At 46.8% G+C, this 16,202-nt stretch carries 17 protein-coding genes and 2 pseudogenes; 14 read left to right on the top strand and 5 right to left on the bottom strand.

The annotated features are described in order from the left end of the window. From DES37_RS15190 to DES37_RS15145, 10 genes and pseudogenes are all read left to right on the top strand, one after another. Positions 1–628, top strand: a pseudogene (locus DES37_RS15190) (phage tail tape measure protein); the annotation flags it as partial. 68 nt (positions 629–696) lie between these two features. Beyond that, positions 697–1,149 carry a hypothetical protein gene (locus DES37_RS15185; protein ID WP_110026518.1) on the top strand — a complete coding sequence of 151 codons (453 nt, stop codon included), beginning with the start codon at positions 697–699 and terminating at the stop codon, positions 1,147–1,149. 54 nt (positions 1,150–1,203) lie between these two features. Beyond that, a complete protein-coding gene (locus tag DES37_RS15180) occupies positions 1,204–2,523 on the top strand; it encodes a DNA circularization protein (protein ID WP_110026517.1) in 1,320 nt (439 codons plus the stop codon). After that, positions 2,520–3,590 carry a phage baseplate assembly protein gene (locus DES37_RS15175; RefSeq protein WP_110026515.1) on the top strand — a complete coding sequence of 357 codons (1,071 nt, stop codon included), beginning with the start codon at positions 2,520–2,522 and terminating at the stop codon, positions 3,588–3,590. Before DES37_RS15180 ends, DES37_RS15175 begins: the two co-directional genes overlap by 4 nt. After that, positions 3,590–4,147 (top strand): phage baseplate assembly protein V, encoded by a 558-nt coding sequence (locus tag DES37_RS15170; protein ID WP_110026514.1) that lies wholly within the window; start codon positions 3,590–3,592, stop codon positions 4,145–4,147. The genes DES37_RS15175 and DES37_RS15170 overlap by 1 nt, the downstream gene beginning before the upstream one ends. Beyond that, the gene (locus DES37_RS15165; protein WP_110026512.1) at positions 4,144–4,557 is read left to right on the top strand and encodes a phage GP46 family protein; all 414 of its coding nucleotides are present in this window, start codon (positions 4,144–4,146) and stop codon (positions 4,555–4,557) included. The genes DES37_RS15170 and DES37_RS15165 overlap by 4 nt, the downstream gene beginning before the upstream one ends. Beyond that, positions 4,550–5,617: a baseplate J/gp47 family protein gene (locus DES37_RS15160; RefSeq protein WP_110026511.1), complete on the top strand. Its 1,068-nt coding sequence runs from the start codon at positions 4,550–4,552 to the stop codon at positions 5,615–5,617. Before DES37_RS15165 ends, DES37_RS15160 begins: the two co-directional genes overlap by 8 nt. Further along, on the top strand, positions 5,608–6,189 hold the full coding sequence (locus tag DES37_RS15155; protein ID WP_110026509.1) for a YmfQ family protein: 582 nt from the start codon (positions 5,608–5,610) through the stop codon (positions 6,187–6,189). Before DES37_RS15160 ends, DES37_RS15155 begins: the two co-directional genes overlap by 10 nt. Positions 6,190–6,191: 2 nt before the next feature. Continuing rightward, a complete protein-coding gene (locus DES37_RS25750; RefSeq protein WP_211320561.1) occupies positions 6,192–6,842 on the top strand; it encodes a gp53-like domain-containing protein in 651 nt (216 codons plus the stop codon). Beyond that, positions 6,842–7,291 carry a tail fiber assembly protein gene (locus DES37_RS15145; RefSeq protein WP_110026508.1) on the top strand — a complete coding sequence of 150 codons (450 nt, stop codon included), beginning with the start codon at positions 6,842–6,844 and terminating at the stop codon, positions 7,289–7,291. The genes DES37_RS25750 and DES37_RS15145 overlap by 1 nt, the downstream gene beginning before the upstream one ends. Here the strand turns inward: DES37_RS15145 and DES37_RS26060 are convergent. Together DES37_RS26060 and DES37_RS15135 are read right to left on the bottom strand one after the other, a co-directional pair. Continuing rightward, entirely contained in the window at positions 7,288–7,416 is a 129-nt protein-coding gene (locus DES37_RS26060; protein ID WP_281271487.1) for a tail fiber assembly protein, read from the bottom strand. The genes DES37_RS15145 and DES37_RS26060 overlap by 4 nt on opposite strands. A gap of 29 nt (positions 7,417–7,445) precedes the next feature. After that, positions 7,446–8,525 carry an acyltransferase family protein gene (locus DES37_RS15135; RefSeq protein ID WP_281271486.1) on the bottom strand — a complete coding sequence of 360 codons (1,080 nt, stop codon included), beginning with the start codon at positions 8,523–8,525 and terminating at the stop codon, positions 7,446–7,448. A gap of 101 nt (positions 8,526–8,626) precedes the next feature. On the opposite strand from DES37_RS15135, the pseudogene DES37_RS15130 reads away from it, so the two are divergent. Continuing rightward, positions 8,627–8,893 (top strand): annotated as a pseudogene (locus DES37_RS15130) (helix-turn-helix domain-containing protein); the annotation flags it as partial. Between the two features lie 1,001 nt (positions 8,894–9,894). On the opposite strand, the gene DES37_RS15125 reads toward DES37_RS15130, so the two are convergent. Next, a complete protein-coding gene (locus DES37_RS15125) occupies positions 9,895–10,509 on the bottom strand; it encodes a lipopolysaccharide core heptose(II) kinase RfaY (protein ID WP_110026504.1) in 615 nt (204 codons plus the stop codon). A gap of 864 nt (positions 10,510–11,373) precedes the next feature. Between DES37_RS15125 and DES37_RS15120 the strand changes: the two genes are divergently transcribed. Then, positions 11,374–11,649, top strand: a complete 276-nt coding sequence (locus DES37_RS15120) for a glycine zipper family protein (RefSeq protein ID WP_110026503.1) — start codon at positions 11,374–11,376, stop codon at positions 11,647–11,649. Positions 11,650–11,896: 247 nt separating this feature from the next. Here the strand turns inward: DES37_RS15120 and ompC are convergent, their stop codons facing one another. Both ompC and DES37_RS15110 read right to left on the bottom strand, forming a co-directional pair. After that, positions 11,897–12,985: a porin OmpC gene (ompC, locus tag DES37_RS15115; protein ID WP_110026501.1), complete on the bottom strand. Its 1,089-nt coding sequence runs from the start codon at positions 12,983–12,985 to the stop codon at positions 11,897–11,899. 460 nt (positions 12,986–13,445) lie between these two features. Further along, the gene (locus DES37_RS15110; RefSeq protein WP_110026499.1) at positions 13,446–14,543 is read right to left on the bottom strand and encodes a GGDEF domain-containing protein; all 1,098 of its coding nucleotides are present in this window, start codon (positions 14,541–14,543) and stop codon (positions 13,446–13,448) included. A gap of 561 nt (positions 14,544–15,104) precedes the next feature. Between DES37_RS15110 and DES37_RS15105 the strand changes: the two genes are divergently transcribed. Then, positions 15,105–15,539: a hypothetical protein gene (locus DES37_RS15105; RefSeq protein ID WP_110026498.1), complete on the top strand. Its 435-nt coding sequence runs from the start codon at positions 15,105–15,107 to the stop codon at positions 15,537–15,539. 192 nt (positions 15,540–15,731) lie between these two features. Next, the gene (locus DES37_RS15100) at positions 15,732–16,178 is read left to right on the top strand and encodes a hypothetical protein (RefSeq protein WP_051691431.1); all 447 of its coding nucleotides are present in this window, start codon (positions 15,732–15,734) and stop codon (positions 16,176–16,178) included. Positions 16,179–16,202: the final 24 nt, after the last annotated feature.

Genomic DNA, 16,202 nt, shown 5'->3' with positions numbered 1-16,202 from the left:
GAAGATGTCCACCATGGGTAAAATGGTGTCCCTGCTGGTGATTGGTGCCGGGCTGATTGTCAGTAACTGGGATAAAGTCGGGCCGGTGGTGAAAGAGGTCTGGAATAACATCAATGACGTGGTTCAACTCCTTGGTGGGTGGGAGCCGGTACTGATGGGGATCTCCACCCTTGTTGCGGGTGCCTGGCTGACATCGATGCTGAAAGGGCTATCCGGTGCCAATAGTGCCGCAGGGGGGCTGGCTAAAAACCTGCGCGGCATAGCCAGCATGGGTACCATTACGGTGACCATCAGTGTTCTGTTTGAACTGATGAAAAAGCTGGATTCCATGCACCAGGAAGCGGCGAAAAATAATATGGATATTGGCACGTATATGGCCGAACAGGTGCAGAAATCCGAGAGTGACCGGGGGTATAAAGGCTTTATTCCCCGGCTGAAAGAGTTGCTGAATGTTGACGGCAGCCAGAATTCATCAGTACCGCTGGCAAGCCCGAGGCCACAGCAGAGTGAACTGAAAGTGTCTTTTGATAATGCGCCACCGGGCATGCGTGTAACGCCTGCCACTGGTGCGGCTAACCCATGGAATGTCAGCTACGATGTGGGGTACAGTCGATTTAGTGGACGATAGTACTTTTTATCGCATTGATCGCATGTAGACTAATACTGTCAATAACTAACAACTTTTGGTGATGGAACATGAAAAGAATTGCAGTATCACTGGCTTTACTTCTTACATCAGCATCTTTATTTGCTGCAGATAATCCGGTCACATCTGAATTTGTTGATGCCGTTAAAATTGCTGCCGATGGTAATAGTACTTTAAGTGAGTCTATAAAAATTAAATGCCCGGCACCTTCAGCAAGTGGTGTTTTCATAATATCTAAAGCATCTTATGATCCAAATGAAAGTACAGGTGTATATGTGTTTGATGATGGCGGGGCAAATGCAAACCTTTCATTATTTGGTGCTGAATTTCCGGATGATAATTTGATGGCTGATAAAATTACTGGAATGCAGTTTATATTCAGTATGCCAGGTGGACAGTTTTTCCTTACACTTATGAAGAATGGAGACGTAAAAGCGGGTGTTAATGCAAATGGCACCTCAGGTATTAAGGAAATTCATTGTAAGGCTGTCAAACCGGAATAATCTACATAACAAAAATGACCCGCTTCGGCGGGTTTTTTTATACCCGGAGAAACCATGAGCTGGACAGATAATCTCCAGGATGCCTCACTACGTGGTGTTCCGTTCAAAGTGGACGAGGATGAAGCCACCTTTGGGCGACGGACACAGACACATGAATACCCTGGCCGGGATAAGCCCTGGGTGGAGGATTTAGGCCGGGCTACACGCCGTTTCAGTGTCCAGGCTTATCTGGTTGGTGACAATTACTTTGAGCAGCGTAACCGCCTGATTGAAGCCATCGAGAAACCGGGCTCCTGCACACTGGTCCACCCGTATTATGGTGAAATGACAGTGACTGTCTCTGATGAGGCTCGTGTCAGCCATGCACGGGATGAAGGGCGTATGTGCCGCGTCAGTTTCAGCTTTATCGAAACGGGGGAATTGTCATTTCCTTCAGCGGGTATTGCGACCGGAACCAAACTGGCCGACTCCTGCTCCTTACTGGATGACTGTATTTCTTCGGCATTCTCATCATTTGGCCTGGACGGGCTGTCTGATTTTCTTCAGAGCGGCGTTCTGGACGATGCTTCTGCCATGATGGACACCGTCACCGATGCGTTTAAGTACGTGGATTCCGGTATCAGTGCGGCATCCCGTTTGTTGCAGGGTGACCTGTCGGTGTTGCTGATGCCGCCTTCCAGTGGCATGAACTTTGTTAACCAGCTGCAGACGCTGTGGCGGGCCGGTACCCGTCTCAGTGGAAACACGTCGGATCTTATCGCCATGGTTAAAGGCCTTTCAGGTGTCACGCTGGACAGCGGCCTGGCGCCCCGGGGTGTCTGGAAAACGGACAGCACCACAACGCAGACCCGTACCACCCGGAGCAATATGGTGGCGCAGGCCATACGCACCACGGCACTGAGTGAAGCGGCTTATACCGTTGTCAGTCTGCCAAAAAGCACCACCACCGTGACAACCGGGCAGACGGCTCAGGTCAGCCACCCGGCGGTAACGGATATTTTGCCTGATACCGACGCCGGTAGTGTGGGCGTCACCACTTCTGTCAGCACCGACGAAACCCCGTCATGGGATGATTTAACCGCCGTCCGGGAGGTGCTGAATACCGCAATTGACCAGGAACTGACACGGGTAACGGATGACACACTGTTTCTTGCCCTGCGCCAGATCCGCACGGATGTGAATAACGACATCAGCGCCAGGCTGGAACAGTCGACCCGCCTGGCGGAACGCACACCGGTGCAGGTCCTTCCTGCGCTGGTTCTGGCTGCCGACTGGTATGACGATGCCGGGCGGGAAGGCGACATTACTGCCCGTAACGGCGTCATTCACCCCGGCTTTGTGCCGGTGAAAACCCTGAGGGTCCCGTCAGTATGAACAATACAGTTATTCTGCGGGTAAACGGGCGGGAGTGGGGCGGCTGGGAGTCGGTCAGAATATCAGCCGGCATCGAACGTATTGCCCGTGATTTTAATGTTCAGATAACCCGGCAGTGGCCTGGTGATGAAGAGCAGTCAAAGAAACGGGCGAGGATCCGCAACGGTGACAGGGTCGAAGTGTTGATTGGTGACGACCTGGTGATTACCGGCTGGGTGGAGGCCACGCCTGTTCGTTATGACGCGCGCAGCATCACCATGGGTATTGTCGGTCGCAGTAAAACGGCTGATCTCATTGACTGTTCTGCCACCCCCTCGCAATACAGTGGCCGCTCAATGGTTCAGATAGCCAGTGCTCTGGCGAAGCCATTTGGTATCAGTGTGGTGGATGCCGGGGGAGTCACCGGCGCACTGCAGGGTATTCAGGCAGACCAGGGCGATACGGTGATGGATGTCCTGAACAAGATGCTGGGGTTGCAGCAGGCACTGGCCTATGACAATGCCAGCGGTAACCTGGTGATTGGCAGCCCGGGTGCGGTTAAAGCCACCACCGCCCTGGTCTTTGGCGAAAACATTCTGAGCTGTGACACCGAGCAGAGTATTAAGGATCGTTTTTCTGTCTACGAGGTGGCGGGTAAACGCGCCGGTAACGACAGCGATTTTGGCGAAGCGACCACAACGGCAATCCGCGGGCAAACCGTGGATAACGGCATAGCCCGTTACCGCCCGCTGATTATCCGCCAGACCGGCAATGCCACATCCGCCAGTTGCGGTTCACGCAGTGAGTTTGAAATGCGCCAGCGTGCTGCCAGAACGGATGAGGTGACCTACACGGTACAGGGCTGGCGCCAGGGGGATGGCACCCTGTGGCAGCCTAATATGCAGGTAATTGTCTTCGACCCGGTAGTGGGGTTTGACAACCGGGAAATGGTGATCGCAGAAGTCACCTGGCAGGTGGATGAGGGCGGCACGGTCAGTGAAATTCGTGTCGGCCCGGCTGATGCTTATCTGCCAGAACCCCCGAAGCCCCGCAAGAAGAAGGCCAGCAGTACACAGGAGTACTTCTGATGGCAAATCTGTTTCATTCCCTGCACCAGGCAATCAGTAATCTGCTCGAGCGAGCCGTGATCCGCACCACGACCACCACGGCAAAGTGCCAGGTTCTGCAGATATCCATGCCGGGCGGTGAGGGGAAAAGTGATATTGAACACCTGGAGCCCTACGGCTTTACCTCGGCACCCAAAGCAGGGGCAGAAGCCGTGGCGGCGTATTTTGACGGCGACCGCTCACATGGTGTGGTGCTGGTGGCCAGTGACCGCCGGTACCGCATAAAAGGCCTGACTGCCGGAGAAGTGGCGATTTATGACGACCTTGGGCAGTCAGTCACACTGACCCGTTCAGGGATAGTGATTAACGGTGCGGGGAAGCCTGTAACGGTCACCAATGCCCCGAAAGCCCGGTTTGAGATGGATATTGAAGCCACCGGGAATATTACGGATATGTGTGACAGCACGGGCAGAACAATGGCCGACATGCGACAGGTATTCGACTTACACACGCATAAAGAAAACGGCGATGGCGGCGGAACAACGGATGAACCGAACCAGAAAATGGAGGGCGCATGATCCTGGTTGTGAACGGGGCAGAGCAGAAAGTCTCTGATCCAATGGATGCGTTAACCCGGGCGGTGGTGATCTCCCTGTTCACCTGGCGGCATGCCGAAACCGATGACAGCCCGAAAGAGCCGAATGGCTGGTGGGGCGACACCTACCCAACACAGCAGAATGACCGTATCGGCTCCCGCCTGTATCTCCTTAAGCGCCAGAAACTCACCAATAAAACACCACTCAAAGCCCGGGAGTATGTAACCCAGGCACTGGCGTGGCTGACATTCGATGGTGTGGCGGCACGGGTGGATGTTACCGCCGAACGTACCGGCCTCAGTACGCTTTACCTGGCTGTCATGATTTACCGGAATGACGGCACCACACAGGAAATCCGGTTTAATGACCTATGGAGTGAACTGAATGGCTGACAGCGGTTTTACCCGCCCGACACTCCCCCAGTTAATTACCGCCATCCGCAGCGATATTCTTACCCGGCTTTCCGCCGACACCACACTTGCCGCACTTCGCCGCACTGACGCCGAGGTGTATGCGCGGGTGCAGGCCGCGGCGGTACATACGGTGTATGGCTATATCGATTATCTTGCCCGGAATTTATTACCGGACCGGGCGGATGAGGACTGGCTGTTACGTCACGGGAATATGAAACGGTGCCCCCGCAAAGATGCCACTGCGGCAGCCGGTTATGTGCGCTGGGAGGGTGCTGCATCGGGTATCACGATTGATTCCGGGGTCACCATACAGCGCGATGATCTGGTGTCGTTCACCACCACAGCTGCGGCCACCACGTCAGAAGGCGTTTTACGGGTGCCGGTGACCTGTGATGATACCGGAACAACAGGCAATACCGATGATGGTATCGCCATGCGGCTGACGTCTCCGGTTGAAGGGCTCACCTCTGCCGGTGTGGCTGATACGGTGGAAGGGGGGACCGATACGGAAGACCTGGAAACCTGGCGCGGGCGGATCATTGAGCGCTGGTATTACACACCCCAAAGTGGTGCGGATCAGGATTACATCACCTGGGCTAAAGAGGTTTCCGGTATTACCCGGGCATGGACTTACCGCCACTGGAGTGGCGTGGGAACAGTCGGTGTGATGGTGGCGAACAGCGACCTGATTAACCCGATACCGGATGATGCTGTGGTCGAGGCAGCGCAGACTTATATCGAACCTCTGGCCCCGGTTGCCGGTTCTGATGTGTATGTATTTGCCCCGGCGGCACATACCGTCGATTTTCACATCCGCCTGAATCCGGACACTGAAGAAGTGCGCTATGCCGTGATGGCAGAGGTCAGGGCCATGATGCTGCGTGATGGTGTGCCGGAAGGCGTACTGAAACCGTCACGTATCAGCGAGGCCATTTCCATCGCTACCGGGGAATACAGTCATGAACTGGTCAGCCCGACAGAAGATACCAGTATCGCCAAAGGTGAAATTGGGGTGGTGGGGGACTTTACATGGACCTGACAGCGCAGTACCGGCAGATGCTGGGCGTCCTGCTCCCGCGTGGCCCGGCATGGGATCCGGATGATTTATTACTGACCGGCCTGGCACCGTCACTGTCCCGGGTACACACCCGGGGTAATGACCTGATGGATGAAATCGACCCGCGTACAGTGACGGAACTCATCGACCGCTACGAGACGATTTCTGGCCTGCCGGACAGCTGCACTCCTGATGGTACCCAGACACTTTCAGAACGGCGCCAGCGACTGGATGCAAAACTGAACCTGGCCGGAGGTATTAACGAGGCCTTTTACCAGGCACAGCTTGAAGCGCTGGGTTATCCGGATGCCACGATAACCCGGTATCAGAAAAGCCAGTTCACCTGTAACTCACTCTGCACTGATTCCCTTTTTTCTAACGAGTGGCGCTACTACTGGCAGGTCAATATCCCGGAGTCAGCGCAAATCACGGCAATGACCTGTGTGGATACCTGCACGTCTTCCTTACGCGCCTGGGGCGATACGGTAGCTGAATGTGTTATCAGCAAACTGGCACCGTCTCACACGTATGTCATTTTCCGCTACACGGAGTAACCATGCATCGTATTGATAGCTCAACAGCCCAGGCCGACAAGTTCGGCGAGGGCAAGAACGGCTTTACCGGCGGCAACCCGCAAACGGGTGAACTGCCTACGGCGCTGGACGCAGACTATTTTGATTCCGTCCAGGAAGAAATTTGCGGCGTTATCGAGGCGGCGGGTATTGCCCTTGATAAAACACAACGCAACCAGTTACTGACAGCGCTGCCATTGCTGTTTTTAAGCCGGGCGAATCCGTTTGCTGACATTGCCGCTGATGGTGCTGCAGCGATTGCCACCTCTCTCGCAAACCTTGGTTTGGGAGATATCGTCCTGGCGGGGGTGTGCTCTGGCGTTTTTGGGAATCCCGGGCGCATATTGATCCCGGCAATTATTGGTGGCGCAAAACAAACACTCATTTTTCAGTGGGGAAACATTGGTAATGGGGGATCAGGCTCTGCCGGAACCGCAACATTAGGAACAACCTTTCCTAACGGAGCTTTGGGGGGAGTATTAACGTCATATGATACGACATCAGGTGGTAATTGTGTGACACGCACATCACTATCAAACTCATCAATATCTGCTTTATTCAAGGACCTGACTATTAACTACCCATTTACTCCAGTCCGGTTGTTAACAGCAAATTACTTCGTGTGGGGATACTAATGACAACTTATTTTTCTGCAACGACATGTGGCTTTTATGACGACTACCTTAAAGACAACTATCTGAAAGCAGGGTCATGGCCTTCTGATGCCAGGGAGGTTACAGCAGAGGAACTGGCAATCTACACCACTCCACCGGAAACTGGGAAAAAGCTTGGTTCTGATTCTTCTGGCTCGCCAGCATGGGTTGACGTTCCGCCACCAACAGCAGAAGAGCTAATAGAAAAAGCGAAAGAAAAACAGGCAGTTTTGATGGCTGAAGCAAAAGACACCATATCCATTTGGCAGTCTGAATTGTTGCTGGGGACTATCAGTGATGATGACAAGGCATCACTCACAGCCTGGATAAGCTATATCAACGAACTACAGGCTCTGGATTTCAGCTCAATAACAGATGAGGCCAGCTATGATGCCTTTGTCTGGCCTGATGCTCCTGAGTCTTCAAGTTAACTGGATGAGCCTAGCTCTGTCGGCCTAGTTATATCTGGTACAGTTGAAGTGTCTACGGCATTCAGTGCATCAAGGTAATCCAGCCATTCATTAAAAGTGCTTTGGAGATTGTGCGGTTTTTGAATAATGCGGGCGGGATTATCCCCGCCTCATCTTATTTGGTGTATTTTACCCTGAGTTCTAGGAATGGTTTTTCGATAAATCTGTATGTTATCGATGATATGATGATTGTTAAAGGTATGATGAATAATAATGTGTTTGTTAAGGCACCAACCTTAGTTTGATGAGGTGATAATACTGTCATGTACAGCGCCTTTGCTACAGCAAGGTGGAACAGATACATTGAGAAGCTAAGGCCACCAAGGTATGATAAAATAGTGTCAACTCTTTGATTGATATCAATCTTAAATGTTACATATCCATATATAAGTAAAGACCAGAAAACAGCTTCAGATGTAAACGAAAACGGCATGAACCATTTAAGCATTTGAGAATTAAGATGCATAAATATAGAGATACCAATGATTGATGCCACAATCATCACAAGCGGTATTAAACGTGTGTTTTTGAAGTATCCGTTTATGTAAAAATATCCAGCAATCATCCCTATAAGAAGCTGATCTAATCTACCAATGATTGAATGATAAAGTCTGTAATAAATACCAGTTCCGTTGAAGATGACCAATGATGTTTTAATTAAAATAAAAGCTAAAATTATTCCTGCAATAGCCTTTATTCCGTTCTTTCCCATAAATGCGGCAAGAAAAGGAAAGATTAGGTAGAATTGAAATTCAACAGCGATAGTCCAAATAGGTCCCATAGGATATAACTTGTAACCCCAACCTGTACCAGGTGACCCCGTATTAAGTTGCAACGTAAGGAGCCTAAAAACGTCCATGGGAGTAGATTCATTCTGATTAACGCATATCGCTATGAAAACAAATAACGTAGCAAGCGGAGCTATCCTAAGAATCCTGTTTTTGATGAACTTTCCATACTGTAGATCTTTCCTTCCGGCGTCTGCAATCACACAAAACAGGAATCCAGATAAGACAAGAAATAAGCTAACTCCGGACGACCCCCACCTAATCCATAAGGATGCTAGATCAGATAGACTAGTTATTGAACCACTGTAGTTAATAGAACCCCTGCAATGATGGATTATGACCATGACGGCAGCAAAAAAACGCAGATGGTCAAGTCTTGATAAATAGCTGTGATTTAGAGTTTTCATCCCTAACCTATGATTTGAGCAAAATTCAAGTAAAAAATGAAAAATTAAGCGTTGATCATACCACCATAATCCCATGATAGCTGGAATAAAATTGACGGCATGATACCAGTCCACCTATGGGGCGATTTTTCTTTCATGTCATGGGCGCCCATGCGGAAATGGAACGTGAGCTTATTATCGAACGTACCCGGGCCGGCTTAGCTGCTGCAAGAGAAGAAGGGCGGATCGGTGGCCGCCGCCCAAAGTTGTCACCAGAGCAATGAGCGCAAGCCGGTAGATTGATTGCTGCTGGTGAGTCAAGAAAAAAGGTCGCCCTGATTTTTGATGTTGGCATATCAACGTTGTACAAGAAGTTTCCTGCTTCATGACGTTTGATATTTTGCATTGGATTTATAAGCGCTGTAGGCAGGTTTGGTTGGTGATTTTAATGAGAAAACAAATGAATTGTATAGGCTAACTTATTGAATTTTCACTGTGTGAAAATCAAACATTTTTCTCATTTTTCTAACTAACTGAATGAAAATTAAAGAAATGAGACCGGTCTCGAAAACCGTTGAGGGGGTAACCCCTCCGAGGGTTCAAATCCCTCTCTCTCCGCCAGTATTCAAACACTTACCCTGCTTTTTTTCAGTGACAAATGTCCCGCTAAGACAACCCGTCAGGAAACCGTCATACCGTAATTTACCGGTGTATAAATAAAGTTCACCTTTATCATTCAGTACCCGCCAGACTGGATTTACGTTCACATTCTCTGTTCTTGCCCATTACGGTCGTGTTGCTGTTTTCTTGCCTGATTCCACTGGCGCAGCCCTGAGCCCCGGGTCGTTATCCCCTGATTTGTGGCAAATATCAATCGCTGTGTAGGGGCGATTGTCCGGCCTTTGATCTACTTCACACCTGGTAACTGTATTCACGCGGTTGCTGATGTGTGCTTTGCCAGGCTGGTGATAACACCGGAGCAATGGGTATCACCCGGCTGGTGCTACGCACCTGAGTAACAGATGATAAACCGTTTTCATTGCTTTGCTGGAAGATTCAGGTAACAAATATTTACCGGGAGAATAAAAAAATCCCCCCGGGGATAGTGGGGGGAAGACAGGAATTTCAGAATTGAACAAAAATGATGATTCGCAGTGATATGCAGAACCTGAATAGCGTCTCTGCATGTATGAAGAGTATCCCGCATATAAAATAGTAGCAATGTACCCTTTATCATGACTAAATGTATTGAAAGTAATGTGGTGAAGGAAAATGCTTCTTATTAAACCGGGTGGCAAGGGCTTTATACTTAATTATTAATAAACATTTACTGAGGGGCTTTGAGCAGTTTAACAACTGTTTTATGAACAAAATGTACCTGAGGTGAATTTCACTCATGCAAGCCATAAATTTTCTTCATCAGGGTGAAGTCTTTGGCAATATTTTTAGCATTACAGGCTTTCCCGGACAGATCAATAGCCCTGATGTCACCCTTAGCTGTAATAATAAAATTTCCTTTGTGTGGGTCGCCAGAAATAATTCCTTGTGAATGCATTGTAGTAACCGCAGAAATGATTTTTTGACTGAGCGTTGTGGGCATGTTGTTTGGCTGGCTCGCATTATCGCCTGGAATAAACTCCAGTAACATAATGGAAAGATAGGGGAAGCTTAAGATTTTCTTTTCAGCCAGCAAAAAGAAGTCGTTAGGGATCATGCATCCATTGTCGTGTGCGCTGTCTATTTTCCTGATAAGGTTTTCATTGTAACTGCCCCTGAAGAGCGATTTGATAAATTTTTCCACGCGTTTTCTTTGGGGAGAATAAATTTTGATCACATACAGTTTTTTGTCGATTTCAATGAGTGAAACCCGGGTGTGCCTTGAACATTTATAAGTTTCCACCAGCCTGGCATTGAGTGATAACATACTTTTGAAAATACCACAGTAATCATTTCGTCCTGCTTTGAAATGGAGTTGGTAGCCTTTGTATACCCCTGTTTGTATCATCTTCAGTGTTCATCCGGTCAGGTGTATTTAACAGCGCAGTGAATTAAAACCCGGCAGCGTGAAGGGCAGTAGCATGAACTTAGTTGTCCGGTCACTCTGGTTACTGGAATAAAATGTTCACTAAAAGACCCCTGCCAGCCTGGCAGGGGAAACGGATAATTCTTTATTGTAATACTCAAGACAGCAGACTTGCTTCACACAAACAGTAGAACAAATCGCGCCTGAAATGTTTAATGAAAAATATTCAGAATGAAGTTTATTATTGTTAATAACGTTTTTTGTGAAAAAAATCCCCCATGGATGGGGGAGGTGGTAAGAAATACAATTGAGAAAAATAAATAATGATGATTGCAGGGTGACTATGAGTTCCCCTGCGCATAATAATATGCGTGTTATTGATTATAAGGGAAATTATGATTTATCATGCTTAATCTGATATAAATTCATAACTAATATAGTTATGCACTCGCCAGGAAATGGCGTGTTTACTCTACTCACTCGGATGGTGTGTTTGCGTGAGCGAGATAGCAATATGAATAAAATGAAAGGTTAATATTAAAATTGGTCCATGGAGTATTTATTATCCTCTGGTTATAGTAATAATACTGTGTAGATCGTGTTTAACTTATTTTTTCAATGATTGTATATATTTCCAACCCCGGTTCTCCCGGGTTTTTTTTATGCTATTTTATTAATATGATTTCGCTGCCTCCCATCTGTTTGCCGTAAGTGAATTTAAATAATTATTGCTATGAATAATCATCTGTTGTCGCGGAAGCAATATTCATTAGATTAGCGCGGATTGCCACGCAGGCTTGTTATACCCGAGGCTGGTAAATAAATTTCAAAGGCAGGAATACAATAATGCGAAAAAGCATACTACGCGGTTTAGCTGTTTTGGCCGGTACATTAATAGCAGTAAATGCCGCAGCAATGGATAAAACAACTGGCGGCGCCGTTGCTGGTGCGGCTGTAGGCGCAATGACTGAACATGGTAAAAAAGGGAAAGCAGCACGCACCGGTGGGGCTGTGGGTGCTGCGGTTGGCGCTGGTGCAGCTGTGGCAACTGGCCACGGCGTGCTGCAGGGTGCTGCTGTTGGTGCTGGCGCCGGCGGTATGATAGGGCGCGCAGCACAATAATCCTGGCACTGTTGTTACTCTTTTGCGGTGAATCCCCCTGAGCGGAGGGGCGTTACAGTTTCAATGCAAAGTGTCGTATGCGTATTGCGCGCGAGCCAGGTGGCTGTACTGGCTCACCGGGAGGCACCCGGCACCGCAAATCCTCTTCAGCAACGTTAATTGCGAAAAATATTGTGATAAAAAAGGGAGCCGGTTGGGCTCCCTTTTTTACTAACGTTTATATGCTGCGTGTAGTTGTCAACAATAATTAAAACTCGTAAACCACGCCCAAAGCGACAATGTTATCTGTGGATATATCGCTGTCACGATAGAAATCCCCATCGTCCAGCAGGTTTATTTTGTAGTCTACATAAGTTGAAAAGTTTTTATTCAGGTAATAGGTGGCACCCAGGTCAATATATTTCACCAGATCCTGGTCACCATAGTAACCTAAGTCATCCCCACGTGAAGACAGGTAAGATACTGACGGGCGCAGCCCGAAATCAAACTGGTACTGTGCAGTAATTTCGAAGTTTTTCGTCTTATTTGCCACATTATACTCACTGCTTCCGTAAGGTGTCATATTGCGGGTTTGTGAATACATTGCTGCCAGGTAAAGATTATTGGCATCGTATTTGGCGCCAATAGTCCAGGCTTCGGCTTTATCCCCTTCGGCAGTGGTAGAATGAACCTGATCATTAGTGCGGTCAGAGGCACTGTAGGCTGCCCCCACACTGAACCCCATACCGACATCATAGGTGGATGAAATACCGAAACCATCGCCATTACCATTGGCCATTGAATGCCCCGTGTGTTCACCATCCTGATCTTCATTTTTACCCTGGTACTGCAAAGCAAAGTTCAGGCCGCTTACCAGGCCAAAAAAATCAGTATTACGGTAGGTCAGTACACCGTTTGCACGCTGGGTCATAAAGTTATCTGAGTGAGTGTAGCTATCGCCACCGAACTCAGGCAGAACATCTGTCCAGGCCTCAACGTCATACAGCACGCCATAGTTACGCCCGTAATCGATAGAGCCGAATTCACCCAGTCTCACCCCGGCAAAACCAACACGGGTCCAGAAATCATTATCGCCTTCAGCCTGGTTGGCCTGCACCTGGTATTCCCATTGCCCGTAACCCACTAACTGGTCGGTGATTTGTGTTTCCCCTTTGAAACCAAAACGGATATAAGACTGGTCGCCATCATCCCCTGAATTATCAGAAAAATAGTGCAGGCCATCTACTTTGCCGTACAAGTCCAGCTTGCTGCCATCTTTATTATAAACTTCAGCGGATTGTGCCGCACCAGCTACCAGTAAGGCCGGAACGACAAGTGCCAGTACTTTTCTTTTCATTCTGTATATCCTTTTAACTTTGTATGGATAATCAATTTTTTTTGAAAATATATGCCGTGTTTATATGAAAATAAGAGAACGGCAGTGTGGAGGCTACAAAATTAATTCTATACATTAAAAAATATATGTTAAAAATATTAAATTTAATATTCATTATTAATGTTGTGCATAATAACATCAGCCTGGGTGGCTGATGTTATTATTACATAGGGGTTATGAATGTATGTTGTTTTTAACGGTGAAACGTGGCTGGTATTATAATTACGTTATTACCTAACTGTTTTATGATTGTATTTATCGCACATCCCTGTTTGTGATGGCCCGGCTTCGGCCGGGTTTTTTATTGTGTGTGAAAAGGATAAATGATTAAGTACAGACCAGGTTCCGGGTGATAAGGCGCTATGCGCGGTGGTCACACTTCTTCAAGGTGTCTCTATCCAAAGCATATAACTTATTGATATTAAGGTTTATTACTGGTGATGATTTCAGCTCTGTTTCTGCCGCCTTCCTTGGCCTGATAAAGCGCGATATCTGCTTGCTGAATTAATGTATCAAAACTGAGTTGATCATGCCCTTTGGCACCACCAATGCTTACAGTGACATAGTCGGACACGGCTGAAGAAGGGTGTGGTAATGCCATCAGTTTCAGTGTGGACTGGATACGGCCTGCCAGTTCATAAGGGTCAAAATCTGCATTACCTGTGGCCAGGATTACAAACTCTTCACCACCAAAGCGGAACACGTTATCGGTGTCTTTTCGTACTGCATTCTTGATGCACGAAGCAACCTTTACCAGGCATTTATCACCGGCAATGTGGCCCAGAGTGTCATTGTATTGTTTGAAAAAATCAATATCGATAACAAATGCATAAATGAAGATGTCGGCAGGAATTCTGTTCTTGATGCTTTCAAAGCAACTATGCATGCTGCGCCTGTTCTTCAGGCCGGTAAGGCTGTCGTAATCGGAGGTTTTTTTTAACGTCTTAATCAGTGTTTGATTCTCTCGTTCACTCTTAGTGGCACGCTCGTACCATTCAGCAAGAATGTAGTATGCAGTAGTAACCACAAACAAAATAATCACGCCCCCCGTTAACTGCAAACCGGTGAAAAAATCACGCAAGAAAAACTCAGAAAAAATAAGAATAAAAAAAATCGGAGCCGAAAAAAGGATCAGTGCAATGGGCATGGTATAAAAGGCAATGGTTGCGGGTAACAACGTTATAATGCTTAAATTTAGCGATATAATAGTGTCATTGAAATAATTGAGTAGTATATAGATAATGACTGCCCAAAGCAGACCCATCAAGAAAATCACAGTATGGAATGAATAAAATAACGCAGGGTGCTCTTTTTTATGAGCCAGATAAAATATTGCCAAAATAGAAAAAGACAGCGTGATAATAGTTATATACAACACAGTTAGTCGCTGATAAACGTAGTTGTCGGTTAAATCATAGGAACCACGGATAATAAGCCACACGCAGAAAATAACATTTAGTAGTGAAAACCAGATACTTCCTTTTGATATATCTGTATTTATTGTGTTGCTGGTTTTCATCACCTGACTCCAGCGGATGGCAGTTAATATCAATAATGCAAGTACGGTTATGGAAATGTGTCAAAATTTGCCTTGTAGCTTACATGTTATTAACCAATTGACTTTAATGTATTTTTTAAGGATTTCACTTATGGGTAATGGTGGGCAGAGGTCTTGCTATACTGGCGCTTGTGCCTGTTGTACCTCATAGCCGCTGTTTTAGCCGTCACAGCGGTAAGTGGATTATCAGGATGGTTTTTGCTGGCATGGTGGGGTGAGTATCCAGGGCTATGGCACGTTGCCTGAAGTGAGGGGATGACGGCATTGTTATGGGTATCCATGGAGAAGGAAAGTATATTATTTACCCGTGACCTGGAGAATTAACCCATTTTTTAATAATTATTTATAATGACTTTGCTTATGATTAGAAATCATAATTCGCTTGATTGCTCGTTTCACCCAATGTTTGTGGTGAATTGTGCTGCAACGGGTGTTGCCATTAAGTCATTGATATATTACTTTCTCCCGGCATTCAAATAAGGGTTTAATTGTTATTAACCAATTTATAGGGATCTGTCGGCAATGAGGTTTATTTCACAGCAAAAAATTACTATCCTGGCTTCTGCATTATTTATCTCTGCATGTGCGCCTGGTTCTCAAACCGGGCAAGTTAGTTCAGGAACTAATGCTCAAAAAACAAACTCTGAAAAATATGCTGCAAGGAGAGAATCACTGCTGCAAGGAGTAACTATTGCATCCACGGGAAATGTTTGTGTTGATCACTTTAACTTTATTAAAGATGAGCATGAAAGGAATTATATCAGCTATTCGAAAGTGTACAGTAAAATTGGTGATGGCTACCGTTTCTTGAATACAAATAAAAATATCATGGATAAAGATGCTCGTGATATTTATACCATGACACTGGATATGAAGTTAAACACACTTTGTTCCAAGGTTCGCTACTCAGGATATTCATTGATTAGAGAAAAAATTAAAGATCTGGATATGATTTAATTTCCAGATGGTGATTTACTCATCCCATGGTTTTTTAATAAAGTCATGGGATGTGTTGGTTGTTAAATGAACAATGTTTTACGGTGGCAGTTTTCCGTGGGATGCATCGTACCGCCTGTATGTTTACAGGTGACAGTAGTGCCAGGTTGTTACACACAAGCTCAGTAAAAAATGTTGATAAGGATGCATAAAATGTTTAGCCAGGTATTGAAGCGAATTATTTTTCTGGCAATGTTTTCTTTTCTCAATGCCTGTTCAAACCATGAGCAGAGCAATGTGCAGGCGGTTGATGCAAACGCGTTACAAAATGCGGCAATAGCCGATGCAAATTCAATCCCCCCCGCGGGCAATACCGCACTAACGGATGGTAAGACAACCAACTCTTCAAATAGTTTATGTATTGACTACCTTAATCTAATCAAAAAAAATCATGATAAAGATTACGACCAGTATGCTGATGAATACACCATAATTGGCGACGGATATGATTTTTTCAACCGCAACAAAAATATTATGGATAAAGATGCCCGGGAAATGTATCGCAGAGCACTTGAAATGAAGCTGCATACGCTATGCTCACGGGTTCAGTATTCAGCCTATAAATTGATCCGGAATAAAATTAGCGAACTACCTCAATAGGCAGTGTGCTCCCTGTTTTGGGGG

Origin of the sequence: Mangrovibacter plantisponsor, assembly GCF_003182475.1 — a bacterium.
In the GTDB taxonomy this organism is placed as follows: Bacteria; Pseudomonadota; Gammaproteobacteria; order Enterobacterales; family Enterobacteriaceae; genus Mangrovibacter; species Mangrovibacter plantisponsor.
The sequence above is the reverse complement of the archived record's forward strand: the minus strand, read 5'-3'. Positions and strand labels throughout refer to the sequence as shown.